The organism is Methanogenium marinum (assembly GCF_028912405.1).
Lineage (GTDB): Archaea > Halobacteriota > Methanomicrobia > Methanomicrobiales > Methanomicrobiaceae > Methanogenium > Methanogenium marinum.
This window is the reverse complement of the sequence record NZ_JAKELO010000002.1, coordinates 1,616,667-1,643,649: the sequence shown is the minus strand read 5'-3', so window position 1 is coordinate 1,643,649 and position 26,983 is coordinate 1,616,667. Positions and strand designations below refer to the sequence as shown.

The window sequence follows — 26,983 nt, the reverse complement described above, 5'->3', positions numbered from 1 at the left end:
TCGGCACCTCCTGTATTATAGGAATTCATCACCTGTCAGACACCAATTCCGGCACCCGCCTAAGAGGCACAGACAGCCAAAAAAAGCAGATTATTTACTCTTGTATACAAACATAGGATTGTGATCAGATGGATGAACCTGAATTAGAGAAAATCATCGCATTTCTTGATCTTGGTACCAATTCTGTACGACTTCTTGTTGTCCGACTCAATACAAACTACTCCTACACTATCCTCACCCAGCAAAAGGAGCAGATTCGTCTTGGTGAAGGGGGATTTACTGATGGACTTCTCACACCAGAAGCAGTCGAACGCACGGTGAATATCTGCGGAAAACTCGTCTCACTGGCACGGGGGTTTGGGGCAACAGATATCATCGGAGTTGCCACCTCAGCAACACGGGATGCCAGAAACCGTGGCATGTTTCTCCAAAGGCTTTTTGATGAGGCAGATATTGAAGTAAAGGTAATCTCAGGCGAAGAAGAGGCACGCCTCATCTATCTCGGGGTGGCGGGCGGAATAGAACTCACAGACCGAAGAGCCCTCTTCATTGATATCGGGGGTGGAAGCACTGAGGTAAGTGTAGGTGATGCCAGGAACTGTTACCTGCTGAAAAGTCATAAACTGGGTGCGATACGCCTTAAAAACCTCTTCTTTCCCAATGGTGCAGACAGTCCTGTCGAACCAGAACGGTATGCCGAGATCTGCACCTATATCGGGGATACCATGGATCACACAATCCAGAAGGTAAAAAAAGAACAGATTGACCTTTCCATCGGGAGCTCCGGAACAATCGAAAATCTTCAGCAGATCGCACACAATCTCTATCACCGCGATGAAAAAAGACAGGTTATGCCAATACTCCTCTTAAAAGATCTCAAACGGCTCACCTCCACACTCTGCCTTCTCCCCCTTGCCGAACGGCGGCACCTTCCAGGGATCAATCCAGAACGGGCAGATATCATCATCGCTGGTGCTGCAATCCTTGAAACCATTATGGAAGAAATGGGGATTCAGGAGATACAGGTGAGTGACCAAAGTCTGGGAAATGGTCTTCTTGCCGATTATCTATCAAATATTCCGGGATTTCCAGACGCAGAGGAAAGCTCGGTCCGGCGGCGAAGTGTTACTCAGCTTGGCCGGGCATGCCAAATCGATGAAATTCATGCAGAGACAGTCACACGGCTTGCCCTGGCACTCTTTGATTCTGCGAAGAAAACAGGCCTGCATACCTTCGGCGCCTCCGAACGCGAACTCCTGGACTACGCCGCGTTCCTGCATGATGTCGGCAATTTCATCTCCTTCTCCGGCCACCACAATCACTCACGCTATATCATCTCACACGCGCCGCTCCCCGGGTTTGACCGGCACGAAATCGCAATCATCGCAAATATCTGCCGGTATCACCGGAAGAAGATACCAAAAAACCATGACAATGTTATGCAGGATCTCGACCCTATGGCAAAGTCTATCGTCAAAGTCCTTTCCACTCTGCTCCGGATTGCAGAACATCTTGACCGGAGCCATTTGGGTCTTGTAAAGAAGGCAGTATTTACGCCGGCAGACAAATACACAATTCAACTTGAGATTACCTGCAGGGGTGACTGCAGTCTCGAAAGGTGGGCAGTTGAGGCGGATACAAAGGCATTTTCAAAGGTTTTCAGGCGGGACATTCTGGTCTCAGTCACATCAACTGAGGACTAAATCACACCCCCTCTTCACTGATATATCTTTTATCATGACTCTTTTTCCACTACCCCTGTATAACACGTCCCACCAAACCGCCCGTTTTTTGTCCCATAGCCACAAAACACTCTCCTGAGCAGGAATACCTTATGCAACCACCATACACAGAACTCATCAGTCTCCCCGTCTATCCCTGGGGCCGCAGTATTTTCGGGGGGGGATGGGAAAATGTAGCGGAATTCTGCCGAAAAGAAGGACTGAACGGCGTGGAAGTCTATACCGGTTATGAGGAGGTTTCACCCAAAGAACTCCCGGAGGAACTGGTAAAAAGTGTCCATCTTCCCTTCCACTCCGGCTGGCTTGAGATGCTGGAAGAAAATGAACAAAATACCAGAGATAAGATAAAATCCGGAAAAAAACCCGGTCACAATGTCACGCGGTTTCAGACACCGTTCTTTGCCTGCAGCACACATCAGGATTTCATTGCCGCCCTCAGGCTCCAGCTCGAGCGGGCCGCCTGCATTCGTGCGGATTATGCAGTATACCACATCGGATATTATCACACTGCAGAGATGTTCACACAGACCTACGCAAGGGATGATGGTGAGGTGCTGGAACGTTCCGCAGATTTTCTCAATGAACTGGTCTCCGCTTTCCCAAGCGGGGAACCACCCGTACGCCTCCAGTTTGAGAACCTCTGGTATCCAGGCCTTACCTACACCGATCCAGACGCCATCCTCTCTTTTATGGACCTCCTGGAGTTCTCGAACTATGGGTTATTGCTTGATACCGGACACCTTATGAACCGTATCACCACCTCTGACGCAGAGGCGGACTGTATCACCGCCGTCTGTGAATGCATCGAAACCCTGCCTCCGGAGATAATCAACAAAATTGATGTACTCCACCTTCACTGGAGCGGTTCATACTCCCTCCGGCAGGAACGCATACGCCGGGGAATCCCAAACGGGTTTCATTCGATGCAACGCCATGAACAGGAGGCGTTCGCATTCCAGCATGCGATCCTCACCGACCAGCACCGGCCCCTCTCACTCCCGGAAGCACAGGCGATGGTAGAGATGATTGCACCCTCGGTGGTCGTCCACGAATGTATCCCAAAGACCCTTGACGAACTAAAGGAATTTCTTACAATGCAGCGTGGTGCACTGCAACAAAAGAAATAGGAAACCGGGATATCCCCAAATCTTTGGACCATGAGAACACAGTAGCAATGATACAAAAAAAGAAGAGGGATTATCGGGAATCATCCTCAACCATCCATCTCTTTCTTATGCCACTTTTTTTCTGAAAATAATGATGGCAGAGGTTCCCTTACCCTATGGACGCCCGGGAAAAATCACGATTCTGCACGATTTCATCAGACGTAATGCCATAGAATCTGCGATAAAATTCCCGTTCCTCCTGCTCCAGATCAAATGAAAATATCTCCGGATGAATGGTATTTGCGATATACATGAATCCAAGAATCCAGCGGGGGCTGCCAAAATCCCAACCCGCCGGGACATTATAGATAGTGCCGGAACGGGTGGCCTCTGTCACAATTCCATGAGTTGCACAATAGTGGATATAATCCGATACGGGTGAAGAGAGGAATCCGGATATAAACATATAGTCAGGATTAAACAAATTGAGTTCTTCTGCCGGGATATTCACGCCCGGTTTTCCCTTCCGCTCTATGCGTTTATTCACACAGGTGCCACCTGCCGCTTCAACAAGATTGGTTTCAAACCGCTCGGCATTGAGAGCAAAGAGAGGATACCCCATCGAGTAGTAGACAGTCGGGCGGCTGGACACACGGGCAGCGCCTTCAGTGATTATCTCCACCCGTTCCTGAATGTATGAAATTAGTGTCCGGCCCTCTTCCTCTCTGCCTGCCCGGCTCGCAAGGTCTTCAATGAGCCCAATCCAGGAATCAATCTGCTGGATGCGGTCATGCATGCCACGGATGAAATCCTCCCGTATAATGTCACCAAGAACATCACCCAGTTCCCCGTCATCCCGAATCCCAAGGGTGACAAGAATGGCATGGGCCATCTCAATTGCCCGGGTGGTTCTATACCCGCCAAGCATGCCGAATTCGGTGTACTGCTCTCTTGATATCGGGCCGCGGATGGGTGCCTGCCACCCACAGGTACATCTGCCGTCATCAGAAATGGAGTCCGTCCTGCATCCCATGGGACCATAGAATTCCCGTGCAATGACAGTCTTTCCACAGGCAGGACATATGGTGTTGAGATACTCCGTTCCTGGCGAATTAAAGAGATATACATGATTCATCACCTCCCTGAGACGAACAGATATATTCTCTGATGCAGCAATGGTTGGTTCAAGATCGGGTGCCGCTTCTCCGAACGGCACAAACCGCATCACCTGTATCGGGATGTCCGGGGATACCGCCGCCACACGCTTTGCGGCACTGGTGATCTCGTCATCCGCACCATTGATGTACATGGCCGAAACTTCCACATGCACACCGGCATCATGCAGAATGCCAATATTGCGGTACACCGGATCTGAGGACGCAGCACCACATTCACGGTACCGATCATCGGAGGAGCCCTTCAGGCCAATATTGACAAAGTCAAGATATGGTATCAGCCCCCTCAGGGCCGATTCAGTAAAGTATCCGTTTGTTGAGCACCCAACATAGATTCCTGCCTCCTTTGCTTTCTGTGCAAGAGCGAGGAACGAATAGTACGAGACTGTCGGGTCATTCAGACAGAATACAATCCCAATGCATTCCTGCTTTTTGGCACGCTGTACCACCATCTCCGGTGTTGCTGACTGAAGAGCACCTGCAACCGCATCAGCATGTGATGTAAGGGTTTCTGAGATGCACCCCGGGCAGGTAAAGTTGCACCCGACGGTGCTCACCTGAAAGAACTTTGATTTCGGGGCAAAATGCACCATCGGCATCGTCTCGATGGTGATGGGGAGCATCGTCAGATAGGATTCCGGAAACCGTTCCACAATGGTGTCATTCCGGTTGATGTACATCTTACACCTCCCACTCCTCCCTTCAGCAATTTCACAGCAATTTTCGCATATCGTGCATTTCATAAGAGTGCCCCGGGTTCTGTCTTTGAGATCACAATCCAGAAGCCTTCGTCCCCAAGAATTATTTCATACCCGGGTATACCGATTTCATCGAGCATGGCACGGAACCGCCCCACATTCCCCGGTGATATATTTTTTTTGTTGAATTTTTCCCAGTCCGGATTCTTTTTTATCATGGCAAGAGAGATCTCATCCCGCAGTTCCTTGTTGCCAAAACCGCCTCCAATGTAGGTCTTCCCACCAGGTTTTAAGATACGGTATACCTCCCGGAAAGCGGTGTGTATATCATCCCAGAAGAACATTGAACCCCGGCTGATGATGAGGTCGGCAGAGTCATCATCGAGCGGCATCGCATGGACATCTCCGCAGAGGAGACGAATCCGCTCAGAAAGACCTGCTTCATTGATATTGCGTGAGGCAGCCTCATGCATGTCATCAGAATAGTCCAGTCCGATAACAAAGAGATCTGACTGCCGTGCAACAGCAATTGAAAGACTGGCCGGACCGCTGCCAAGGTCGACACAGGTGCCGGTCGTAATCCCAAATCTTCGGATGATATTTTCTGCAATGACAGGATATATCGGCGCAAATATAGTTTTTGCGATTTCATCCATACCACTGGCTCCTTTTTTTTCAAATTTTTTCTTTGTTTCTGACATAAGAATAGTCCTATAGTATATGTGTTCAACAGAGGAATGACACTCAAACAGCAATACAGGTTAACTTTCTGATTTGGTAAATGACAAATTGTTGTGGACTTAGCATAAACATGACGATTCAGACAGTGAACACCGGTTAATGCATCTTTTGCAGGATTCAATTGAAATCTTCAGCAATACTGAATCATCTTCAACGAGCAAAATGCCTCTGCTGGATATACAGTGGCAGAAAATACGGGGATTAAGCATTCAGAATACACTTATTCAGAATACATTGAGATCATACGATTTTCTCTCATTTTTCGGGAAATGTCCGTATGAATCGACATCAAACTCCCCGATAACCATATAGTAAAATTATCCGCCCACAAAAAATGCAACGAGAATATCCAAATTCTGCCTTCGGAAACTCATTTGATATTTGCCACACTGCCCCAATGCCTCAAACGAGTCTGAATATAAAATTGCAATTCTAAATCCAAAAAATCTGCATTAATTTAATCCACATATGAAAACTGCAGAGGAATCCTAAAACTATGTTAATTTAATATAATTATAATTTCGCGCAATTGAGTAAAAACACTTATCCTATTTAAAAATAAAAACCGTTCAAGCCATTTCTGGCAGACGTTATTCATTGAAATAAATGAGAGGAATTATATGGAAAAATCAGTTTTATCAATCATTCTTGCAGTCGGCGTGGCTGTTGTGGTAGTTGCCGGTGCTGCTGTACTATTAGGTACTGGCAGCAGCGATTCAGCAGAAATGCCACATGTAGAGATGCCCAGTGCATCGGATTCATCCGGCAGTGCCGGAGCAGGAGCACCATCCCAGGGAAACGTAGCCCCTGAGGCCACACAGGCTCAGACAGAATCCAACGCAGCGGATACTGACACGGAAAAACCTACTGCAACATCTGCGACAGAAGAGCCAACAGAAGAACCCACACCTGAAGAGACTGTGGAACCAGAGGCTACCGTTTCAGTTGGGATGGCGGCATATGAGGCGGATGACGATGACAGTTCCAACACACCAACATCACGGACGGTCACTGACATGAACGGCAACACGGTCACGATCCCCTATAATGTGAAACGGGTTGTCTGCCTGTATGCCCCGGCAGCAGCGATGGTCATGGCCATGGACGATGGTCAGGCCAGATTCCTTGTCGGTGTTGACGGCGATGCACGGGATGACGAAGGATTTAACACCATTGACCCCACCATGGCAAAGAAAACCGTCGTTGTCGAGGCAGACGGCAGTCTCAACAAAGAGACCCTGCTTTCCCTTGACCCCGATGTCATCATCGCAAAGACCTGTGGGCCGGCACCGGACTTTGAAGGGATTGGCGTCCCCGTCGTATGGATCAATACTGCAAGTCTCGCCAATGTCGACACCGCCCTGACCCTCATTGGTGACGTGCTTAACAGACATGACCGGGCAGCAGAACTTGTTTCATATCTGGACACAAAGAGAAACGCTGTGCTTGACGCCACCTGTGACATCCCCGCCTGTGAACATGAAGGACTTTACCTCTCCGGCAGTGCACCCCTGAAGACCTTTGCCGGAGGCAAGTTCCATGAAGAGTGGACAAACGGCGCCGGTTGTGATCTGGTATCATCTGAACTCGTTGGAAATTACAAACCAACCGTCAGCATAGAGACTATCATTGGCTGGAATCCTGATCTCATCATCCTCTCAAACAGCCTGTGCACGGACGATGTGTTAGATGATCCCGCATGGAAGGACATCAGTGCTGTTGAACATCACCGTGTCTACTGTGTCCCACGATTCGTTGGCGACTGGGCAAGCCCCGTTCCGGAGTCCGTTCTCGGTATGATGTGGATTGCAAACGGCACATACCATGACTGCATCGACTTAGACATGGTGCAGGAGACAGAGGACTTCTACAAAGAGTTCTACAACTACGACATGAGTGACGACGATGCATGTGAACTGATGGGTGCATTCCCGGCATGCCGGACGAAAACCATCACTGACATGGCGGGCAATACGGTCACAATCCCATACGATGTCCAGAAGGTAGTCGCTGTCTATGCACCGGCGGCTGCGATGATTATGGCAATCGATGAAGGCAGTGCGGAAAGGCTGGTCGGTATCGACAGTTGTGCACAGGTCGACGAAGGATTCAACGCAATTGACCCCACTATTGCAAGTAAAGCCGTTGTCGTTGCAGCCGGCAGCAGCGACGCCAATAAAGAGATGATACTCTCACTGAACCCCGATGTCATCATCGCAAAGACCTGCTTACCCATTACCGGCCTGGACGATATCGGTGTTCCGGTAGTAAAGATAGACCCTTCAAGCCTCACCAATGTCGACAGTGCGATAACTCTCCTCGGCAACGTGCTTAACAAACCAGACCGTGCAGCAGACCTGGTCTCATACCTCGACGACAAGCGTGCATCGGTCACTGATCTTACCGATGGTATCGCAATGGATGACCGCAAGGGACTGTACCTCTCCGGCAGTGCTCCCCTGAAGACTTTTGCTGGTGGAAAGTTCCATCAGGAATGGACTGAGGGTGCAGGATGCCGACTGGTCTCAGCCGATCTTGTCGGCAATTACAAACCGACCGTCAGTATCGAGACCATCATCGGATGGAACCCAGATATTGTCCTGCTCTCAAACACGCTGGACCCGTCAGTTGTACTGAACGACGCCACCTGGCAGGACATCAGTGCTGTTGAGAATGACACAGTATACCGCGTACCACGCTTCGTCGGTGACTGGGCAAGCCCTGTCCCGGAGTCTGTGCTTGGTATGATGTGGGTTGCAGATGGTGCCTGCCCTGATGTTGTTGACCTTGATATCATCGAAGAAACAGAGGCATTCTATAATGAATTCTACTTCTATGAAATGGATGACGCAGAGGCAAAGGAAATTATCGGCCCATTCGTGCAGATACCCGCAGCAGCCTGAATTATCAGGTCAAAAAGAACAAAAAACGGGTTATTACCCCACCATTTTTTAAAATCATCTGAAATAGCGTTTGCACAGGAATAATCAAATGAAAAAAAGCCTGATACAAAAATAGCAGGGATGTCTTATGGAGAAAACAGAAATTTCAATGAAAATACGACAGCCCCTCTTTCCATTCGAAAAAACCGTGTTGGACTGTTTCCAATAATATCCAACCAATTCTGTTCCAACACCCTTTTTCTCAGAAAATGTGACAGAATCAAAAGGAGTCCAAAAACCATGGTATCGATGAAATATCACCAGTATCCAACAGACGGAAGGGAAAAACCAGAATGACCTCACACATAAAACCGGACTAAAAAAGATGAACACAGAAGAAGCACGTCAGTTCAACTCCATTTTAAAAACCGCTTTCGCACCGGTAAATCCAGCTGTCGCCCACCAAATCACAGAGAATTGTGGCATAACCAAAGGCACAGCAATTGATATCGGAAGTGGGCCCGGACATCTGGCCATTGAACTTGCCCGGCTCACCTCACTTACCATCTATGCCCTGGACATCTCAGAGGCAATGTTTCCGATAGCCACAGAGAACATCCAAAAAGCAGGACTTTCTGACCGGATAATTCCGGTAACAGGAAATGTCATGGAGATGCCCTTTGCCGATGCATCAGCAGACCTGATCATAAGCAAGGGATCCGTCTTCTTCTGGGAGGATACAGCAACGGCATTCCAGGAGATACAGCGGGTGCTGACACCCGGCGGAAAAGCATTTATCGGCGGTGGATTTGGGACGGAAGAAATCCTTTCCAGAGTGAAACAGACGATGGACACCATTGACCCCATATGGATAGTTGGCGTCAGAAAACGGCTTGGAAAAGAGACTGCAGACCGTTTCAGGTATGCACTTGAGACAGCAGGGATACAGGACTACAAAATCATCCACGACTCATGGCAACTCTGGATTATATTCGGAAAGGAGAATGCCCAATGAAACTGAATGAGAGAGCACGGGGGCTGGGAGTTGGCATATCCCTTTTTGCCCTCGTAATACTGGTCTTCTTTGTCTCACTTTTTATGGGCCGATATGCAATTGAACCTGCAACAGTCATTACGATCCTTCTTTCTGCCGTGAATGATGCGTTGCCATTTTCTCTGGTCGACATCCCACAGACATGGCCCGATGTGATGAACACGGTCATCCTCAGGATCCGCCTTCCCCGCATCTGTGCCGCAATGCTCGTCGGTGCGGGCCTTGCAGTCTCAGGCGCCTCGTTTCAGGGACTCTTCCGCAACCCGCTTGTCTCACCCAGCATCCTTGGTGTGGCGGCAGGGGCTGGATTCGGTGCCGCACTGGGCATTCTTCTCTCAGATTCAACGGTGGCCGTTCAGTTCCTGGCCTTCGTATTCGGTATTATCTCAGTCACCGCCACCTACATGCTCTCCCGTGTCTACAAGACCACAACTACCACACTCGTCCTCGTCCTCTCAGGTATTATTGTTGGTGCCTTCTTTACCGCACTCATATCACTTGCAAAATATGTGGCAGATCCGGATGAAGAACTCCCTGCCATCGTCTTCTGGCTGATGGGGAGCCTTGCAGATGTGAGTACAGGCGACCTCTTTTGGGTGGCAACAACGATCATCGCAGGCAGCATTGTCCTGCTCCTTATCCGGTGGCGGATCAATATCCTTGCGATGGGTGAAGACGAAGCAAAGTCCCTTGGCGTTAACACCCGCATGATGACCGGGGTGATCATTGTTTCCGCAACATTCATCACCGCTGCTGCAGTCTGTATCGCAGGGCTTGTCGGGTGGGTCGGCCTTGTCGTGCCCCATATCGCCCGGATGCTTGTCGGCCCGGACTACAAAAAGATCCTGCCGGTATCAATAATGATCGGTGCCGCCTATCTTCTCGCGGTCGATGATATTGCACGGACACTGACAACAGCAGAAATTCCCCTTGGCATTCTTACGGCCATCATCGGGGCACCGGTCTTTGCCTATCTGCTGCGGTTCCGGAAGGTGGGATGGGAATGATTCTTGAAGTCAGCGATGCAGCATTCTCCTATGACGGCGAACGCATGATCTTTGAAGATATCTCGCTTACCATCGGGAAGAACGAGTGCCTTTGCATCCTTGGTCCGAACGGCACTGGCAAGTCAACCCTCATCAAATGTCTTGTCGGCCTGATGCCACTGTTACACGGGAGCATTCTTTTAAACGGGCATGAAATTGGAGAACTCAGCAGAGCGGATATCGCAAAGCAAATTGCTTATGTCCCCCAGGGCCATCAGGTCGTATTCCCGTTCCCCGTGCAGGAATATGTGTTGATGGGACGTTCCCCTCACATCTCTCTTTTCAGTTCCCCAGGTGAAGAAGACCGCAAAATCGCAGAGGATGCCATCGACACTGTCGGCATCACTCATCTCGCTAAACGACCCGTTTCTGAGATCAGCGGCGGCGAACTCCAGCTGGTTCTCATCGCCCGGGCCCTCGCCCAGCAGCCTGAGGTGATGATACTTGATGAACCGACTTCACACCTTGATTTCGGCAATCAGGTCCGGGTGCTCCGTCTCATCGAAAAACTGGCACACGAAGGGATTGCCATCATAATGAGCTCCCACTTCCCGGATCACAGTTTTATTATCCCCCAGCGGGTGGCAATCATGAAGGACTGCCGGTTCATCGCAGTCGGTGACGCTGACATGGTCATCACCCCGGCAAATCTGCAGCGGGCATACGGCATTGATGTAACGGTCACCCACGTTGAAGAAGTGGGTCGGCTGATCTGTGTGCCATCTGCATGCAGACAAGAGAAGTGAAAACGTTCAGGTGGACTCTCCACTCCTCATACAAAAGATGAACAGGCGAGTGCTAAAACAGTCTGGAGAATCTCTCAATAAACTGGTCGCAACCTTCTCCGGTGGTGAACCACCAGTCCGCCTCCAGTTTGAAAACCTCTGATATCCAGGTCTCACCTACACTGACCCTGACTCCATCCTTTCTTTCATGAACTTCTTAGAGTTTTCGAACTATGGATTTCTGCTGGATACCGGCCACCCCATAAACCTCATCACCACTTCAGATACAGAAGCGGACTCCATCACGGCCATGCGCCAATGTATCAATACCCTGCCCCCGGAAATAATCAACCAAATTGATGTCGTTCACCTCCACTGGAGCGGCTCATACTCCCTCCGGCAGAAACGCATCCGTCGGGGTATCCCGAACGGATTTGACACGATGCTGCGCCACGACCAGGAGAAATTCGCATTCCAGCATGCCATCATCACCGACCAGCACCAGCCGGTTTCCCTCCCGGAGGCACGGATGATGGTGGAGATAATCACCCCCTCGGTGGTCATCCATAAATGCATCCCGAAAACATTGGATGAGCTGAAGGAGTTTCTTGTGATGCAGCGTGGTGCGCTTGAACAAAGATAGGAAAAAATTGATTTGTGTATCTGATTACCTGCTGGATGCGGTCATGCAAGTGCCCCGGGTTTTGTCTTTGAGAGCACAATCCATAACCCTTCATCCCCAAGAATGATCTCGTACTCCGGCACCCCGATTTCATCGAGCATGGTGCGGAACCGTTCCACATTCTCAGGTGAGAACGTTTTTCTGCTAAATTCCTTCCAGTCTGGATTCGCTTTGTTCTTTGTGATGTATATTTCGTCTCGCAACTCTTTGTTGCCAAATCCGGCCCCGATATAGGTCTTGCCGCCGGGTTTTAATATGCGGTATATTTCCCGGAAGGCAGTGCGGATGTCGTCCCAGAAGTGCATAGAGCCCCTGCTGATGATGAGGTCTGCAGAGTCATCATCAAGCGGTATGGCATGCACATCACCGCAGAGGAGATGAATCCGATCAGAAAGGCCTGCTTCATTGATATTGCGTGCTGCTGCATCATGCATGTCATCAGAGTAGTCCAGCGCGATAATTGAGAGATTGCTCTGGCGTGCGACAGCAATTGCAAGGGATGCCGGACCACTTCCAATGTCAACGCAGGTGCCTGTTGTAATCCCAAGTCTTCGGATGATATTCTCTGCGATGACCGGATATACCGGGGCAAAGAGAGTCTTTGCAATCTCATCCATATCGCGTGAACCTTTTTTATCGACATTTTTCTTTGTCTCTGACATAGGAATGGTCCTTTTGTTATGCATACTCACCACAGGAACTAAATGCAGTATCAATTGATGTTACCATCTAACATAAATAAATGATATAATTTTGAATGGTTGCCGGAAAAATGACGATTTAATAACGTAATTAACGGAGACCATGAAGAACCAATTTCCCGTTTTCACTTCTCATGATGAGATAAAAGGATATAAACAGGGTGAATTTCCATGCAAAATTTTCGTCAATACGCCATTCACACATCATAAGAGAAAGCATCTGGTCATTTTACCCGTCATTCCCCGCACAAACCTTTATACGCTTCCCACCTGAGTAAGGGGCATATGGCAGAAGAGAGACAGGCACACCCCCCACCGAATGGTTAGAAACGGGCCAGCATATCCGTCCGACACGTTGTATTAATCCTCTCCGGCAAAGGGGGTGTCGGCAAAACAACCGTTGCCGCCAATCTCGCGTTTGCCTTTGCAAACCACGGCTTTATAACAGGGCTTCTGGACATCGACATCCACGGGCCGGACATCCCTAAGATGCTTGGGATTGAAAGGCGAAAGATGGCTTCATATGATCAGAAGCATATGGAACCAGTGCCAGTGACAGGCAATCTGGGAGTGGTCTCGATGGCTTTTTTTTGCCCGAAACAAGTGCCCCTGTCATCTGGCGGGGGCCGATGAAGACCGCAGCCATTCGGCAGTTTCTCGAAGATGTCCACTGGGGAGAACTCGATTATCTGGTTGTCGACCTCCCGCCGGGGACGGGAGACGAGGCCCTGACGATCGCCCAGTTTGCCCCAAACATTGCAGGAGCAGTCATTGGCACCACCCCGCAGGACGTGGCCATTCTGGACATCACAAAGGTGGTGAAGTTCGTCCAGACAATCGGGCTGCCTGTTATAGGCATCATCGAAAATATGAGCGGCATGGTCTGCCCCCACTGTGGCAAAGACATTGACCTCTTCGGGAGGGGCGGTGGTGAACGTGCTGCAAAGGAGATGGACGTCCCCTTCCTCGGCGCCATCCCGTTGGATCCTGCGATTCGCAAAGCGGCCGATGAAGGACGGCCGTTTCTTATCCGCACCCCCGGTATGCCAGCAGATAATCCCACCTGGGTGCAGGTCGATTCTGTAATGGAAAACCTTGTGCGGGTCATCGAAGAAGGTGATGCGGGGGGCCGTCGCGAGGAGATGCCCCTGCATCCCGCATGGAAAAAACAGCCGGGATAAACAATAGTATCCAGTGGCCAGTCGCCCTGACCTGACATCCATATCAAAACCACCTCGCAACCCATGCCACAGGAACAGGCTGATAGACTGTCAATATATTATTCGGAAGAACAGACCAGACCGAATGAAACATTAGAATTGACATAAAATATCAATTAAACTGAAAATTTGCAAAATAAGAGAAACAAGAGGTTTATTACCCTCCACAAGCATCTCTCAATAGATATTTCAGGGGAGTTTCAATTGAAGGAAGTTGCGTATCAATGCCCAAAATGCGGAAAAGATCAACTGCATGCAGAAGAACCTGATGAATACGAGATCTGGCTCAAGTGCCATTCATGTGATTTCTTTATGGGCATGAGCAAAGACGACTGGCACCGGATGGAAAACAGTCCCAACGTCAACCAAAAGATCAAAAAGGCAGCTGAAAAATACGCCTGAGTCCGACAAAAATCACCCATATTTTTCAGGAGCAAAGGCTGTAAATGGTGGTCCATTCAGTTGTAACATTATTTTTCTCATCCCAGCAGATAGTGCACCGTCCACTGGGTATAGCGAAACAGACTGATCTGCGAAAAAATCTTCAACCAGCCGAGTTTCTTCTCATCCGAATCAAAATACGACCACTCATCAAGCAGCCGAATCCCCGGATGCCACTCCTCCATTTCTTCACTTCGGCGAATACCGGACCGAAAAACTGCATCCTTCCCAATGTGCAGGCGGCGTCGCATCTTATACTCCGCCAGTGTGTTCAGCGGTTTTGTGATCCATATCGAATTCACAACCTCACAGACAAGTTCGGAGCCGGAAAAGTGTTCCCGGAGCCTGAGCACCAGGGACTTCACCGCCTCTCCTTCGAGGTACATAAAGACACCTTCTGCCAGAAAGAGGAACGGGCCTGCATGTGCAGAAACAACAGACATCCATGCATCATCCAGGACTGACGATGCAATCAGGTGATATCTCTTGGTCTCCGTAAAAAACCGCTTTTTGAGTGAGATGACCTCAGGAAGGTCAAGATCATAGAAGTCCACCAACCCGTTATCAATACGTAGAAAGCGGGAGTCAAGCCCGCACCCAATGTTTACCACCACCCCGTCAGGATATTTCACCAGGAAATCCAATACATACTGATCGTATTTTCTGGCACGGATGGCAATATGCACCACCAGTTTCGGGTCTACCATACCTTTAGCCAGCGTCCGTTCCAGCGGGCTTTTGGAACGGGACAGAATAGGATCAAGAACCGTAGAGATTTCTACGGATTTCGGGTCATACAATATCGGGTCTTCTGACCGGGTTTCAATGGCATGGCAATAGAGAGTAATAAGCGAAGTCGCAGCCACATCCCCCAACTCAATCTCCGGCACCATCATCCCCCACAGGGAATGCATCCGCGGGAAATAAAAAATGCTGTGCTTCAGGCACGCCTTCTCGGGACCATGCCCATAAAACAAATTATTCCCCTGAATATTCCGGCATGAGTATTCCCCGGCATTCAGATGGGGAAGAAACAGTGCACACTACCGGTTTCCAAACGCAATAAACGGACGGAGTTGTTCTGCACACTGCGTCAGTTCTGCAATAATCTCATCCTGATCCAGTGACAGGATATCAGATAACGGAATCAGATACTCAAACCGAAGCGCCATAAATGCATCCGGTTCCGGCGTTTTCTTCGCATCCCTGCCCTGATAGAATGATTTGTAATAGGCAGTCGCGTCCTCACCATACCGGGGGTCAATCTCCATTGTGGTAAGCCCTTTTCGCATTGCCTTATCAAATCCGGTTCGTACCCCATCGATGCGTTTCATGACTGAGGCAGCAGATGTCTGACTCTGACTGAATTTGACCACCAGCTGAAAGTAATATTCATCCCATCCAACAGGGCCAAGAGGTATTTTCGTATAGAGGCGGGAAGTGAACCGCCGGTCAGGAGGGAGGGACGCAATAAGGTCATTAAATTCTTCAGGATTTTCTTTCAGATTTTGATAAAATGCACCAATACTTGTCGGGTATTCAGTATTGGTAATAATCTGAACATTACGCTTCCCGATAAAAAAATTCAGGAATGTATCCTTCTCTTCTGCCGGCGTATCAAAGAACGCGATATGGACATAATTGAAGTCCCGTTCATCATACCCGATTCTTGATGTACGAAATCCCAGTTCATCCCTCAAAACCTTATACAGAGGTTTTATTTTTTCTTCCACAAACCGTTCTGAACGCTCTGCATGAGTGCGTTTTTCGTATTCATTCATCTCCGGAAGATGGCAGAACACATCAAAATCCTCCAGTGAAAAGTATTCGGTTTGTCCGCTCGTCATAACGCATCCGTTGTGCTGAGTGCATATCATTATTTCGAACGATGAAACAGAAAAACGCTGTTTTCAGGAGAGTTCTCAATGAATCTGAAAAACAGGATATCGTATATTCATTGACACCAGCGCTGACAATGTGCAGAATAAAACTATAAACAAAGATAAACAGCACTCCTGCCGCAAAAAAAAGAGAGGAAGAGGAGGGGGACTAAGAGATAAGAACCCGTAAAGGTTCATTTCAGATTAGTTCTGTATTCCGTAAACAATATTCACCGTTGCGGTGACATCAAGGGTACCTGCCTCAATGGGTGTGGGTGCATATGCCTTTGCAGACTCCATGCCACCAAATGACATCGTATCCGCCGCATAGTTCATCGGTGTTGAACTGCCGTAGGTTGTGACATCCTGCACGCCGATGATGGTCACACCAAGGGCGCCCGCGAGAGTATCTGCATCGCCCCGTGCCTGGGCAACTGCGGCAATCAATGCCTGTGCACGCAGGGACTGCGCCTTCTCGTCACTGATAGTAAACCGGACAGAGTTCACATTGTTTGCGCCGCTCATCACCGCAGTGTCGATTATTTCACCGGCACGGCTGACATCGCCGGAGGTGACAGTCACCGTGTTTGAGACCACATATACCTCTTTTTTGCCGGCAAAGATGCTGTCATCATCCGGTGTCCGGGAGTACATACTGTACCCGGATGTTTTGATATCCTCTGAAGCAATACCCAGTCCTTTCAGGGCGCTAATGACAGCACTTGTCTTCTGTGCATTCTCCTGCTGAGCAGTGACGGGGTCGGTGTGAGTCGTCTGGACACCAGCAGAGATGATTACTTCATCAGGAGCAGTAGTTATCGATCCAGTGCCTGACACGGTAATTGATGGCATATCCCCACTTTCTGCAGCGGCAACCGGGATTACCAGGCAGCATACCGCGAGGAGGCAGATGCTGAACCATTTCATCTTCATTGTCATATTTGTCATATCCACTAATAGGCAGGATTTGAATATAATCATGTCTTTGACTTCGAAATAGTTCGCACATACGAGAAGCCCACACACGCCTTATTATCTCAGACGTCATATCACTTCCACATCAGAATGATAGATCCAACTCTCATCATCGTCGTCATCGGTGTCGCCGCCTTTGCCATATCCGGTGTTATCGCAGGCGCCCGGCAGGATGCAAACATTCTCACCGTTCTTGTGCTTGGTGTAGTTACCGCAATCGGCGGAGGGACGGTCCGAGATATTATCCTAAATATCCCGGTATTCTGGGTGAAAGACTTTACAATCGTCTGGATTGCCATTCTCTCGTCCCTTTTGGCATTCCTCTTTTCATCATTCTTCCGGGAAAGGATATGGAAGATACTGCGTTACGCGGATGCAATCGGTGTCGCCTTCTTCACTGTTGCTGCGATAAACAAAACTCTGGCACTTGGCCATACCGGAGAAGTTGCGGTTATTATGGGGTTTATCACTGCCTGCACGGGGGGTATTCTCCGGGATCTCCTCACTGGAAGACCTCCTCTGGTGATTGCATCAGACGAACTCTTTGTTACCCCTGCACTGCTGGGAGCGATCCTATATGTACTCCTGCTTGACATTGCCCCGCAGTACACCACACAATGGTCAGTCATCTCCATCTGCTTCATAATTGGATTCAGAATCATTGCTATTGAAACAGGACTTCAGTTTCCCAAATGGTTGCAGATGCGACCTGGAAAACAGGCAAAAAAATGAGGTGAAGAGACATTTTAGTCCTCTTCCCTACAAAAATATCATTACACCAACTCCGTATCCAGGTGCGTTACCTGCATTCACCGACATACGCAGTGTAAAAACATGTATCCTGTTCCTCCATGCAGAGATATCCTGACAAAGAAAGAAAAAATTGTGTCCCAGTGCCTGACACAAAGAAAATACGTCTCCAGATTATTGCATACTGTCCATGTTAACGGCGGATTTCCCGCTCAGCTGCACGGCAGACCACTTCAATATCGCGAAATAACGGTTCGTCCATACCGGATTTTACCACCCCGCAGTCAGTTGCCACCACATGGCAGGCAGGCACAAGGCCACACAATTCTGCTTTTTTTCTTCCACAGAAATCTTCACACCCGTCAATGACAATGACTTGCAGGGAACCAGGATCCAGTCCTTCCGGCACCGCCAGGGACTCTGCCCCTGCTGTGGAAATGTGGTAATCAACCAATTCCGGATTGCGCTGACGCAGCATCACTGCCGCACGTGTTGTGCATTTGCCGGTATTTGACAGACCGGAACAGGTGACAAGGACAACCGGACTCTCCGCGTTATCCATTCCGACCACCATTCCCCGAACCTTCAACAACCTTCGCATTCATGGAAGAGCAGAATTCACCAGATTCAGTCAGGCCATAGACAATCCATGTCCCTTTTGCAGTACCGGAAATCATCCCCGCCTCCTGGAGAATCTTCAGGTGATAGGAGAGTTTTGACTTGGTAATTCCCAGCGTTTCCCGGATGATACAGGCACAGAGAGGCTGAACCCGAAGCAATTCAAGGATTTTGATACGATACACATCTGCACAGGCATGATGAAATGTCCGTACACGCACAATACTCATATCATCCGGCAGGGCTGCAAGGAGACCTTCCAACCCCCCCTTTCCGCCAATCGTCTCCAGTGCCTCAGCCGGTATTTCACTACAGCATGATGGTTTCATTGTATATTCCCGCAGTATGTCAGTCAGCCGGCAGATGTATGCGCAGGTGCATCACCTCATCCACCTACAACCTATTGTTCAAGATTTTTTGAATTACTTTTATATATTATCATCGCTTAGTTTAGTTCAACAAAACTTGAACAACTGGAGAATAACCATGACAGACTATATCACCGGAGCACTGATCTCCGGCCTGAATGCAGTTATCGAGTATCTCGCCGCTCATACGATAACCTGCCTTGTTCCGGCATTCTTTATTGCAGGTGCAATTGCTGCATTTGTCAAAAAAGACGCTATACTCAAGTATTTCAGTCCGGATGCAAAAAAATCAGTATCATACGGTATCGCATCGATATCGGGTATTGTGCTCGCCGTATGTTCCTGTACGATTCTCCCGATGTTTGCAGGAATAATGAAGAAAGGCAGTGGTATCGGGCCTGCCATCGCCTTTCTGTATGCCGGCCCTGCGATAAACATTCTCGCGATCATCTACACCGCAACCGTGCTGGGGGTGGATATCGGTATTGCGCGTGCGGTCTTTGCTGTTGCGATGGCCATCGCCATCGGCCTTATCATGGCGGCCATATTCAAAGACCACGACAAAGAAGCGAGAGCTGCCGCAGCACAGATGGCTGGGGTGGTGACAGGGGGAGAAGAGCGCCCACGCTGGGTGAACCCTGCATTCTTCGTGATGCTGGTGCTTGTACTCATCATCGGTGCTTCACAGCTCGACATTGTTCTGCGTCTTGCGGTGGTCTACCTCCTTACCCTTGCAATTGCCGTTCTCCTCATCTACAACTTTGAACGTGATGAAGTGACGGAGTGGGGATATGAGATATGGGATCTCGTGAAGAAAATTTTCCCAATCCTTGTTGGAGGAACGTTCGTTGTCGGAGTAATCGCATTCTTCCTCCCTCCTGAGACCTTCCAGCCGTTCTTCGGAACCAATTCTGTTGGCTCAGTCTTTTTAGGAGCAGTCGTTGGAGCGATTCTCTACATGCCGACCCTGCTTGAAGTGCCCATCATCGGCGGAACATTCGGCTACACTCAGGGACTGATGGCAGGCGGCCCGGCACTGGCCCTGCTCCTCGCAGGCCCGACCATCAGTCTGCCCTCCATGCTCGTACTCACGCGGATTATGGGTGCAAAGAAGACGGCAGCCTACGTCACACTGGTGATTGCATTCTCAACAGCAGCCGGAGTACTCTACGGGGCGCTCATTGGATAAGGTAAAAAAATAGGAAAATAGGAAGAAAGAGAGAGTAAATGAACAGGGACAAACCATGCTGTGCGGCCGAAGCGATGCGAAGAATCAGACGGATATCTGTCGGAGGTACCGTCGTCGGCCTTTCCATGCTTGAACAGATATTTCAAGATGTTGCAGGTGCAGACCTTAGCCGGGACACAGATATCCGCAGTGAACTTATTCGGCAGGTAAAAGTCTACAACTATGTGCCGAAACCTGCTGAAAAATCCTATGCGGATGCAGTATTTGAAGAATATCAAAAGGAAAAAAAGAGAGGAGTAAAAATGGTCAAAATTGAAGTACTGGGAACCGGATGCATGAAATGCAAACGCCTCCTGAAAAACGTTGAAAAAGCAGTGAAAGAGACCGGAATTGAATCAGAGATTGTCAAAATCGAGGATATAAACACGATCATGGATCGCGGGGTGATGCTCACACCGGCACTCATCATCGATGGTGAACTAAAGGTATCCGGCCGTGTGGCTGACGTGAAGGAAATTTCAGGCTATCTCACGGAGTGAAGGAAAAATGGCAGATAAACCAACCTGTTCCTGCGGCTGTTCATGTGGAGAGGCACAGCAAACAGAGAAAACCGTTAACCGCATCATCTTCCCCTGTGCAGGGGTGGCAAACACCGGACAAATTACCAACTGTGCCGCAATACAACTCACAGAAGAAGGCTATGGCGGGGCAGCATGTACTGCTCTTCTTGCCACCGGCGCAAAGGGAATTGTTGACGCTGCAAAGGATGCAGACGAAGTAATCATCCTTGACGGATGTCCTGCCCGGTGTGTGGGGAAGATTGCTGAAGCACAGGGAATTTGTGTTGCACAAAATATTGTGGTCACAGAACTGGGCATCGAGAAGAAAGGGTCACGGGAATACACTGAAGACGACATTGAAACGGTGGTCTCCGCCGTTTGGGAAGGGAAAGGGCGGACAGAATAACCAATCATTTTTTCGTACCAATCAGGTAATACAGAATTATCTCTCACAATTGCATTACATCCCTCAATTCGGGACACCAATTGGGAAAGGGCCCATCTGGCCGGATATGAATTTCAGGAGAATCATCCCCCGGTCTCTGAAATACCGGGTCACTCAAAAAGGAAAAACGACATCCCCCTTTCACCTGCCCACATTCGCCATGCCCATTCTCCTCAAAAAAAGGGGAGGAAACCCAGGGATTGATGTCAGGATTTCGCAATACCAGTGCTGAAAAACAGATTAATCAAAGGATCTCATACCATCCCATAAAGGATTTATCAGACCTGAGAGCGACTGTCAGGAGGAGGAACTCCCCCGAATCGGAAGAGATTCCGGAATATTTTGAAAACAATGAAACAATAGTCCTCCCTGACGCAGAAAAAATCCCATAATCAAAAAGAGAAGCACACATCACGCAAAAAGAAAGATAATTTTCCCCTGTCAATCCTACCGATATGAACGATTCAGAACGACGGGGACAGAGAAGGGGAGAGACAGTCATCCGCGGTGACATGAACCGCAGAAGGATTGAACGAAACAGAGACTGCCTGTCCCAATACAAGACCCTTCTCTTTGATCTCCTGTTCGGTGGCAAGGGCATACAGACTGATTCCACAGGAAATCCCCAGCAGATAATACGATTCCCGAGGAGTTATTTTCTCAATTTTTGCCGGGAAACAATTGTATTCATCATCAGCAGTCATACCAGCCCGGCGGACAGACACATCAGCCGCACGGATAAAGACACAGACACGGCACCCATCGGGAATCACATCAGCCGTCCGTATGTTGCATCCACCAACCATGATTACCGAACCACCGGCACCGGTGCCAGACACTGTCCCGTCAAATACATTTTCAATGCCCACAAACCTGCCAACTCTCCGGTTCGGGGGTTTTCTGAAGACTTCGTCACGCTCACCCTCCTGCTCCAGGGTACCATCAATGATAACTGCCACACGGGTGGCAAGCGAGAGAGCCTCCTCGCGGGAATGGGTAACATGCACAATTGTTAGATCGTTTTCCTTGTGGATGGCACGCAAATCTGCAACAAATTTGTCCCGATTCACCTGATCCATCGCAGAGAGCGGTTCATCAAGCAGCAGAATATCAGGTTCTGTCACCAGAGCCCGTGCAAGCGCCACACGCTGCTGTTCACCCCCACTCATCGTATAGGGAGCACGGTCTTTGAGATGCGCAATACCAAAACGACTGAGAACCGCATCCACACGCTTCGCGATCTCCGCTTTCGGCATTTTCTGCAGCTTCAACCCGAATGCGACATTCTCACCGACCGACATATGAGGGAAGAGAGAATAATCCTGATAGACCAGCGCAATCTTTCTTTTCTCCGGTGGGATACCACTCACATCCTCACCATCAATGAGTACTCTCCCGGAATCCGGGTGGTGAAGGCCTGCTATTGCTTCGAGGATGATGGTCTTTCCTGCACCGGACGGGCCGATAATGAAGTAATAATCACCTTTTTTAATCCTGATACTCAGTTCATTCAACCGGAATACTCCCAGCGTCACCGAGACGTTATCAAACTCTATCATCGTATTTTCCCACCCTCTTCATCAGACCACGCAGAATGGCAAAGACCACAAGACAGACCAGAATCATTGCAAATGCCACTGCGGTACTTTCCCTGAGACCTGCTGTCGTGAATTTGTAGTAAATTAGTGTTGAAATGACCATCGGATAGTAGGCGATCATGATGATTGCCGCGAATTCACCGATACCCCGCCCCCATGCAAGAATACTGCCACTAAAGATATGCCGCAATGAAAGCGGAAGGACAACCAGGCGGAATGCCTGAAAACGTGACGCCCCAAGAGTCCTGGCTGCGTTCTCCAGGTGCACCGGGACTTTCTCAAACCCGTCACGCACTGCGTTCACAAAATATGGAGAGGAAACAAAGAACATCGCTGCAACGATACCAGGATATGCACCCTCAAATATGATGCCTATCTGTGAGAATGGTTCACCGATGATACCGCGGCGCATGAAGAGAATATAGACCATAATACCAGCAATAGTGTGAGGCAGCATCACAGGGATATCAACGATGCTCTCTACCACACCTTTCCCTCTGAACTCTGTGCGTGCCAGAATATAGGCAAGAGGAATGCCAAAGATGAGGAGCAACAGAACAGCATTCAGACCCGCCACCATCGTCAGCAGGATGGCATCCACAACCTTTGATTCCGTTGCAACAGAGATGAAGTATGGAAGGTCGGTTATCTGCCTGAGAGTAATAGTGAGGAGGGCAAGAACAGTTAGGATCACAATCATGCTGCCAATAAGGGCAAACGACAGCAGACAGGAATCAGGAACCTTCGATAGTCTCTTCATTCATCTGCTCCGAATAAAAAAAAGGAAAAGAGATTCAGGCGTTCATCTCAACCAGGCTGTCCAGTGCTGCGGGAATGTCAACAAACCCGACCGGAGGATTGATTGGAGGCTGGCCTGCATCTGCCATGATCTGCTGACCGGTTGGACCGATAAGCATGGAGACAAACTCAACACCTGTTTCAGGGTTGTCTGCAGTCTTTGGAACAGTTACGCCGTAGACAATCGGTTTGCCCTTCATCATGCCACCCTCGGTGTCAATCAGCACCTTTGCATAGGTGTCCTTGTAGGCAATGGCTGAGAGATCAATACCCTCAGGCATTTCAATGTATTTCACACCGGATTCAGCATTCTGCTCGGCGACACTGCGGTATTCCCATGCATAGTCAAGGTTTCCGGATTCAAGACCTGCGATTAACTCCACACTCTTGGGTGTAATCGTGACAGGGTAGACAGGTGCGGTTTCATTTGCGTGGACAGTGACAACACCATCTTCAATGGTCTGGTATATCTGTGAATATTCGCCAACGAGATTGTCAAAGATCATATCGTCATTATACTCCATCTCAGCGAGGGTGATAACCATCAGTGAGCGGTATCCGCATGGGTCAAGGTTCGGGTCTGAGAAGCCCCAGGTAACACCATCACGGGCGAGAATCTCGTACCAGTTGTCCGCGGTGACTTCATCAGCAAACGTACTCTCGTCTGTGTAGCAAAGCACCATCTGGTTCTTTGCAAAGGTCACATACCATGATGCGTAATCAGGGATCATCATGTTGGGAATGAGTGAGTAGTCTGCAGATGCATACACATCAGCAACTGCGTCAAGTTCAGTGATCTCTTTAGCGAGTTTTGTGGAACCTGCCGGGTGGAGCTGAACATCAACATTCGAGTGTTCTGCCTCAAATGCAGCTTCCATTTTCTCCATCGGGCTTGTCAGACTGCCAGCCTGATAGACTGTCAGGACAATTTTTTCTTCCGCTGCTGCTGTCTGTTCAGGTGTCTGATCGGCTGCAGGTGTTACAGGTGTTTCACCGCTTCCTGTACAGCCACAAATGAACACAGTCGCACACACCACTGCGACTGCCATAAGAAGTACCAAATTCTTTTTCATCAAATAATAAATACTGTTCAGAAATGTTTAAGTCTTTATACTCAGAACGGACAAAAAACCAAATGGTCAATTTATTTAGTTTAATTTGTTAATTAAATCCAGTATCACACAAAAAACAGGTATTCTTCCGGCAATACGAATCTGGATAAAACGTCACAGAATAATTTCTCCCGGATTCATCAGGACAGCAATACCGCCTACCAGTTCTCTCCTCCAAGAGTCACAGCAGGTTTTATCAGAGCCAGGACAAAGAGTTACATATCATCCGGACATACCGGCGAAAAGATGAGGTCAAAGACAGGTTATGCCAGAACGAAGACGAGAACGCTACACACACCTACGTGCGGCAATCAGGGACAAAAAATCACTGCTGATATCATACTCCGGCGGCATCGACAGCACTGTTCTTGCGGTTGTCGCACGCGATGTACTTGGCAATAATTCCGCCTGCTGCCTGATAACAAGCCCCCTGCTTCCTCCATGTGAAGAAGAAGCCGCCCGTGCCATTGCCGCACGTGAAGAACTGCAACTCTTCGTCAGGGATTCGGATATTCTCAACAATCCCGAATTCAGGATGAACCCAAAGAACCGGTGTGCCATCTGCAAACAGGAGAGTGCCCTAATTCTCCATGGGGTGGCAGATGAAAATGGCCTGAAATGCATTGCAGATGGGACGAATGCCGATGATATAACCAGATACCGGCCTGGTTACCAGACGGGTCTTTCGGCAGGCATCACCCACCCCTTTGTTGAGGCAGGCATCACAAAGGATGACATACGGGCTATTGCAAAGATGCACTCAATACCGGAATATGCGAAGCCATCCTCTTCCTGCCTTGCAACAAGACTGCCCTATGGTGAACCCCTCGAAACACAGCTTCTCACTCGTATTGCACGGGCAGAGGACGTAATCCGTGCTGCCGGGGCACAGCAGGTACGAGTCCGTGTCCATGGAGATGTGGCTCGCATCGAGACCGATCCCGAATCCACAGAACGGATCTTTGTACTCCGTGATGTCGTAAGAAAGGCATTTCATACGCTGGGATTCCGACATGTGGCACTTGACCTTGACGGATTTGAGAGTGGAAGCATGGACTAAAAAAGGGAACAGAACACCCCACGGCAACCATCCATATCAGAATTAATCCCTTCACGAATTGACAAAGCCACAATTATAACTACCTGAATTCCAGCATCAATTGGCCTCCTCGGGGGTCTTCAAAAGTAAAAAACCCAAGTACCTCCACCACCCAGTTTTATTCATGCCCGGAGTGATTGTTCATATTTTTGCCATCCTTCACATTTTTGACCACTCATACACCAATACCTGAGCGCTTGTCAAACCAACGGCATTCTCTGGTGTGAGCATATCTTCCATGTCAAAAGGAACGATGGAATGAGCATGATTGAGGCACAGACAGAGTAAAAATGATTGAGGAAGATAATTAAAATTGCTATTCCCGGTCACTTTTTTTCTCTTCATCAAAAAAGAGCATGTATGTCATGGCAGTCCAACGTTCTTTCAGGACGGCAGTATCAGTCCCGAAGAATAACGCGTGCTTGAGTCCCCCAAGAGAATACATCACAACCTCTGCAAGGCACCGGGGGTCTCCACGGGCAGAAATATTTCCGGCCTTCTGTTCTTCCTGGATGCGTTCAGAGAGGAAAAACAGTCCGTCATCAAAGGCTGTCTGCATTGACCGCTGAATCTCAGGAGTTCGGGATGCGATGCTGAAGAGTTCGGCTTCAACTGAAGGCAGCGCCTCTGATGAGAGCACCATCAGTTCAAACATTAAAGAAAGGCTTTCTTTAAAGGATTTTTCCAGAAACGTATCTTTGAAAATGGCCTTTCCGTCCTCTTCCATTTCGTGAAGAATGGCTTTGAGAAGGGCTTCTTTGTCACTGAAATAGTTGTAGAGTGCAGCACGGGAGATACCAACACGGGCAGCCACATCCTCCATCCTAAGTGCCTGCAGTCCACAGGCATTGACTTCTTCCAGTGCTGATTTCAGAATGCGGCGCCGTACGTCCTCTTTGTATCCTGGTGCAACACGTGGCATAGTAACGAATCTATATGTCGTCCTCACCCATAAATGACACGCACGTCAGCAATGAATATATATTGGTGACACCAATGTCATAATAATGACAACAAAGTCATTAATGAATGGCACACACACTACCGGGTACCTGATAACAAATACGGAACGGTTCCGGGAACGAGTTCGCTCATCCAAAAATCCTCTCCCCGATGAGCCGGATGAAATGACCGCGGTTCGTCTGACAACAGAGATCATCCGTGAGTACATGGGCGAGAAAACAGACGGCCTGATGAATTCATCCGGTCGGCCTCTCGAAACAGAAGCCCTCTGGGACGAAGCCGGATATGAACCACCGCATGACGTGAAGATGCTCGTCGAAATTCTTCACCGTCTCCATGCAGGCACCTGACACACACACTATTTTTTCACCTGCACCATATGCCCGGTTTTTACCAAAACCGGGCTCGAACTCAT

General features: G+C 49.0%; 27 protein-coding genes and 1 pseudogene. 16 read left to right on the top strand and 12 right to left on the bottom strand.

Annotated features, from left to right (window positions below; genetic code table 11):
* Positions 1-128 precede the first annotated feature (128 nt).
* Together L0665_RS08210 and L0665_RS08205 are read left to right on the top strand one after the other, a co-directional pair.
* Positions 129-1,703, top strand: a complete 1,575-nt coding sequence (locus L0665_RS08210; protein ID WP_274925204.1) for a Ppx/GppA phosphatase family protein — start codon at positions 129-131, stop codon at positions 1,701-1,703.
* Between the two features lie 131 nt (positions 1,704-1,834).
* Positions 1,835-2,869 (top strand): TIM barrel protein, encoded by a 1,035-nt coding sequence (locus tag L0665_RS08205; RefSeq protein ID WP_274925203.1) that lies wholly within the window; start codon positions 1,835-1,837, stop codon positions 2,867-2,869.
* A gap of 148 nt (positions 2,870-3,017) precedes the next feature.
* On the opposite strand, the gene L0665_RS08200 is transcribed toward L0665_RS08205, so the two are convergent.
* Together L0665_RS08200 and L0665_RS08195 are read right to left on the bottom strand one after the other, a co-directional pair.
* Positions 3,018-4,703 carry a radical SAM protein gene (locus L0665_RS08200; protein ID WP_274925202.1) on the bottom strand — a complete coding sequence of 562 codons (1,686 nt, stop codon included), beginning with the start codon at positions 4,701-4,703 and terminating at the stop codon, positions 3,018-3,020.
* A gap of 59 nt (positions 4,704-4,762) precedes the next feature.
* Positions 4,763-5,377, bottom strand: coding sequence for a class I SAM-dependent methyltransferase (locus L0665_RS08195; RefSeq protein WP_274925201.1), 615 nt, complete (start codon positions 5,375-5,377; stop codon positions 4,763-4,765).
* A 705-nt stretch (positions 5,378-6,082) separates the two neighbouring features.
* Between L0665_RS08195 and L0665_RS08190 the strand changes: the two genes are divergently transcribed.
* The 5 genes from L0665_RS08190 (at position 6,083) to L0665_RS08170 (ending at position 11,812) form a co-directional block, all read left to right on the top strand.
* Entirely contained in the window at positions 6,083-8,365 is a 2,283-nt protein-coding gene (locus tag L0665_RS08190; protein ID WP_274925200.1) for an ABC transporter substrate-binding protein, read from the top strand.
* A gap of 364 nt (positions 8,366-8,729) precedes the next feature.
* The gene (locus tag L0665_RS08185) at positions 8,730-9,359 is read left to right on the top strand and encodes a class I SAM-dependent methyltransferase (protein WP_274925199.1); all 630 of its coding nucleotides are present in this window, start codon (positions 8,730-8,732) and stop codon (positions 9,357-9,359) included.
* Complete coding sequence (locus L0665_RS08180; protein WP_274925198.1) at positions 9,356-10,405, top strand: FecCD family ABC transporter permease; 1,050 nt, start codon at positions 9,356-9,358, stop codon at positions 10,403-10,405. The genes L0665_RS08185 and L0665_RS08180 overlap by 4 nt, the downstream gene beginning before the upstream one ends.
* Entirely contained in the window at positions 10,402-11,190 is a 789-nt protein-coding gene (locus L0665_RS08175) for an ABC transporter ATP-binding protein (RefSeq protein WP_274925197.1), read from the top strand. The genes L0665_RS08180 and L0665_RS08175 overlap by 4 nt, the downstream gene beginning before the upstream one ends.
* A 187-nt stretch (positions 11,191-11,377) precedes the next feature.
* Positions 11,378-11,812: a hypothetical protein gene (locus L0665_RS08170; protein WP_274925196.1), complete on the top strand. Its 435-nt coding sequence runs from the start codon at positions 11,378-11,380 to the stop codon at positions 11,810-11,812.
* Positions 11,813-11,853: 41 nt separating this feature from the next.
* On the opposite strand, the gene L0665_RS08165 is transcribed toward L0665_RS08170, so the two are convergent.
* The gene (locus tag L0665_RS08165) at positions 11,854-12,513 is read right to left on the bottom strand and encodes a class I SAM-dependent methyltransferase (protein WP_274925195.1); all 660 of its coding nucleotides are present in this window, start codon (positions 12,511-12,513) and stop codon (positions 11,854-11,856) included.
* 369 nt (positions 12,514-12,882) lie between these two features.
* Here L0665_RS08165 and L0665_RS08160 point away from each other — a divergent pair.
* Together L0665_RS08160 and L0665_RS08155 are read left to right on the top strand one after the other, a co-directional pair.
* Positions 12,883-13,733, top strand: a pseudogene (locus L0665_RS08160) (Mrp/NBP35 family ATP-binding protein); the annotation flags it as partial.
* 243 nt (positions 13,734-13,976) lie between these two features.
* Positions 13,977-14,174 carry a hypothetical protein gene (locus L0665_RS08155; RefSeq protein WP_274925194.1) on the top strand — a complete coding sequence of 66 codons (198 nt, stop codon included), beginning with the start codon at positions 13,977-13,979 and terminating at the stop codon, positions 14,172-14,174.
* A gap of 77 nt (positions 14,175-14,251) precedes the next feature.
* Here the strand turns inward: L0665_RS08155 and L0665_RS08150 are convergent, their stop codons facing one another.
* From L0665_RS08150 to L0665_RS08140, 3 genes are all read right to left on the bottom strand, one after another.
* Positions 14,252-15,127, bottom strand: coding sequence for a class I SAM-dependent methyltransferase (locus L0665_RS08150; protein WP_274925193.1), 876 nt, complete (start codon positions 15,125-15,127; stop codon positions 14,252-14,254).
* Between the two features lie 129 nt (positions 15,128-15,256).
* Positions 15,257-16,060: a hypothetical protein gene (locus L0665_RS08145; RefSeq protein WP_274925192.1), complete on the bottom strand. Its 804-nt coding sequence runs from the start codon at positions 16,058-16,060 to the stop codon at positions 15,257-15,259.
* 237 nt (positions 16,061-16,297) lie between these two features.
* The gene (locus tag L0665_RS08140; RefSeq protein ID WP_274925191.1) at positions 16,298-17,041 is read right to left on the bottom strand and encodes an SIMPL domain-containing protein; all 744 of its coding nucleotides are present in this window, start codon (positions 17,039-17,041) and stop codon (positions 16,298-16,300) included.
* A gap of 117 nt (positions 17,042-17,158) precedes the next feature.
* Here L0665_RS08140 and L0665_RS08135 point away from each other — a divergent pair, with 117 nt between their 5' ends.
* Entirely contained in the window at positions 17,159-17,800 is a 642-nt protein-coding gene (locus tag L0665_RS08135; protein ID WP_274925190.1) for a trimeric intracellular cation channel family protein, read from the top strand.
* Positions 17,801-18,011: 211 nt separating this feature from the next.
* Here the strand turns inward: L0665_RS08135 and L0665_RS08130 are convergent, their stop codons facing one another.
* Positions 18,012-18,380, bottom strand: coding sequence for a putative zinc-binding protein (locus L0665_RS08130; protein WP_274925189.1), 369 nt, complete (start codon positions 18,378-18,380; stop codon positions 18,012-18,014).
* Positions 18,373-18,765, bottom strand: a complete 393-nt coding sequence (locus L0665_RS08125; protein ID WP_274925188.1) for an ArsR/SmtB family transcription factor — start codon at positions 18,763-18,765, stop codon at positions 18,373-18,375. The genes L0665_RS08130 and L0665_RS08125 overlap by 8 nt, the downstream gene beginning before the upstream one ends.
* 157 nt (positions 18,766-18,922) lie before the next feature.
* Here L0665_RS08125 and L0665_RS08120 point away from each other — a divergent pair, with 157 nt between their 5' ends.
* The 4 genes from L0665_RS08120 to L0665_RS08105 all read left to right on the top strand — a co-directional run bounded on the left by L0665_RS08120 (position 18,923) and on the right by L0665_RS08105 (position 21,390).
* Positions 18,923-19,993: a permease gene (locus L0665_RS08120; protein WP_274925187.1), complete on the top strand. Its 1,071-nt coding sequence runs from the start codon at positions 18,923-18,925 to the stop codon at positions 19,991-19,993.
* A 302-nt stretch (positions 19,994-20,295) separates the two neighbouring features.
* Positions 20,296-20,532, top strand: a complete 237-nt coding sequence (locus L0665_RS08115; protein ID WP_274925739.1) for a thioredoxin family protein — start codon at positions 20,296-20,298, stop codon at positions 20,530-20,532.
* 7 nt (positions 20,533-20,539) lie between these two features.
* Complete coding sequence (locus L0665_RS08110) at positions 20,540-20,959, top strand: putative zinc-binding protein (protein ID WP_274925186.1); 420 nt, start codon at positions 20,540-20,542, stop codon at positions 20,957-20,959.
* 242 nt (positions 20,960-21,201) lie between these two features.
* On the top strand, positions 21,202-21,390 hold the full coding sequence (locus L0665_RS08105; protein WP_274925185.1) for a hypothetical protein: 189 nt from the start codon (positions 21,202-21,204) through the stop codon (positions 21,388-21,390).
* Between the two features lie 72 nt (positions 21,391-21,462).
* On the opposite strand, the gene L0665_RS08100 is transcribed toward L0665_RS08105, so the two are convergent.
* The 3 genes from L0665_RS08100 to wtpA are packed head-to-tail and all read right to left on the bottom strand — an operon-like array spanning position 21,463 to position 24,467.
* Positions 21,463-22,557, bottom strand: coding sequence for an ABC transporter ATP-binding protein (locus tag L0665_RS08100; protein ID WP_274925184.1), 1,095 nt, complete (start codon positions 22,555-22,557; stop codon positions 21,463-21,465).
* A complete protein-coding gene (locus L0665_RS08095) occupies positions 22,544-23,356 on the bottom strand; it encodes an ABC transporter permease (RefSeq protein ID WP_274925183.1) in 813 nt (270 codons plus the stop codon). The genes L0665_RS08100 and L0665_RS08095 overlap by 14 nt, the downstream gene beginning before the upstream one ends.
* Before the next feature lie 34 nt (positions 23,357-23,390).
* A complete protein-coding gene (gene wtpA, locus L0665_RS08090; protein WP_274925182.1) occupies positions 23,391-24,467 on the bottom strand; it encodes a tungstate ABC transporter substrate-binding protein WtpA in 1,077 nt (358 codons plus the stop codon).
* A 304-nt stretch (positions 24,468-24,771) separates the two neighbouring features.
* Between wtpA and larE the strand changes: the two genes are divergently transcribed.
* Complete coding sequence (gene larE, locus L0665_RS08085) at positions 24,772-25,566, top strand: ATP-dependent sacrificial sulfur transferase LarE (RefSeq protein ID WP_274925181.1); 795 nt, start codon at positions 24,772-24,774, stop codon at positions 25,564-25,566.
* A 355-nt stretch (positions 25,567-25,921) separates the two neighbouring features.
* Here larE and L0665_RS08080 read toward each other — a convergent pair whose 3' ends face one another.
* Entirely contained in the window at positions 25,922-26,527 is a 606-nt protein-coding gene (locus L0665_RS08080; protein ID WP_274925180.1) for a TetR/AcrR family transcriptional regulator, read from the bottom strand.
* A gap of 85 nt (positions 26,528-26,612) precedes the next feature.
* Between L0665_RS08080 and L0665_RS08075 the strand changes: the two genes are divergently transcribed.
* Positions 26,613-26,918 carry a hypothetical protein gene (locus tag L0665_RS08075; RefSeq protein ID WP_274925179.1) on the top strand — a complete coding sequence of 102 codons (306 nt, stop codon included), beginning with the start codon at positions 26,613-26,615 and terminating at the stop codon, positions 26,916-26,918.
* Positions 26,919-26,983: the final 65 nt, after the last annotated feature.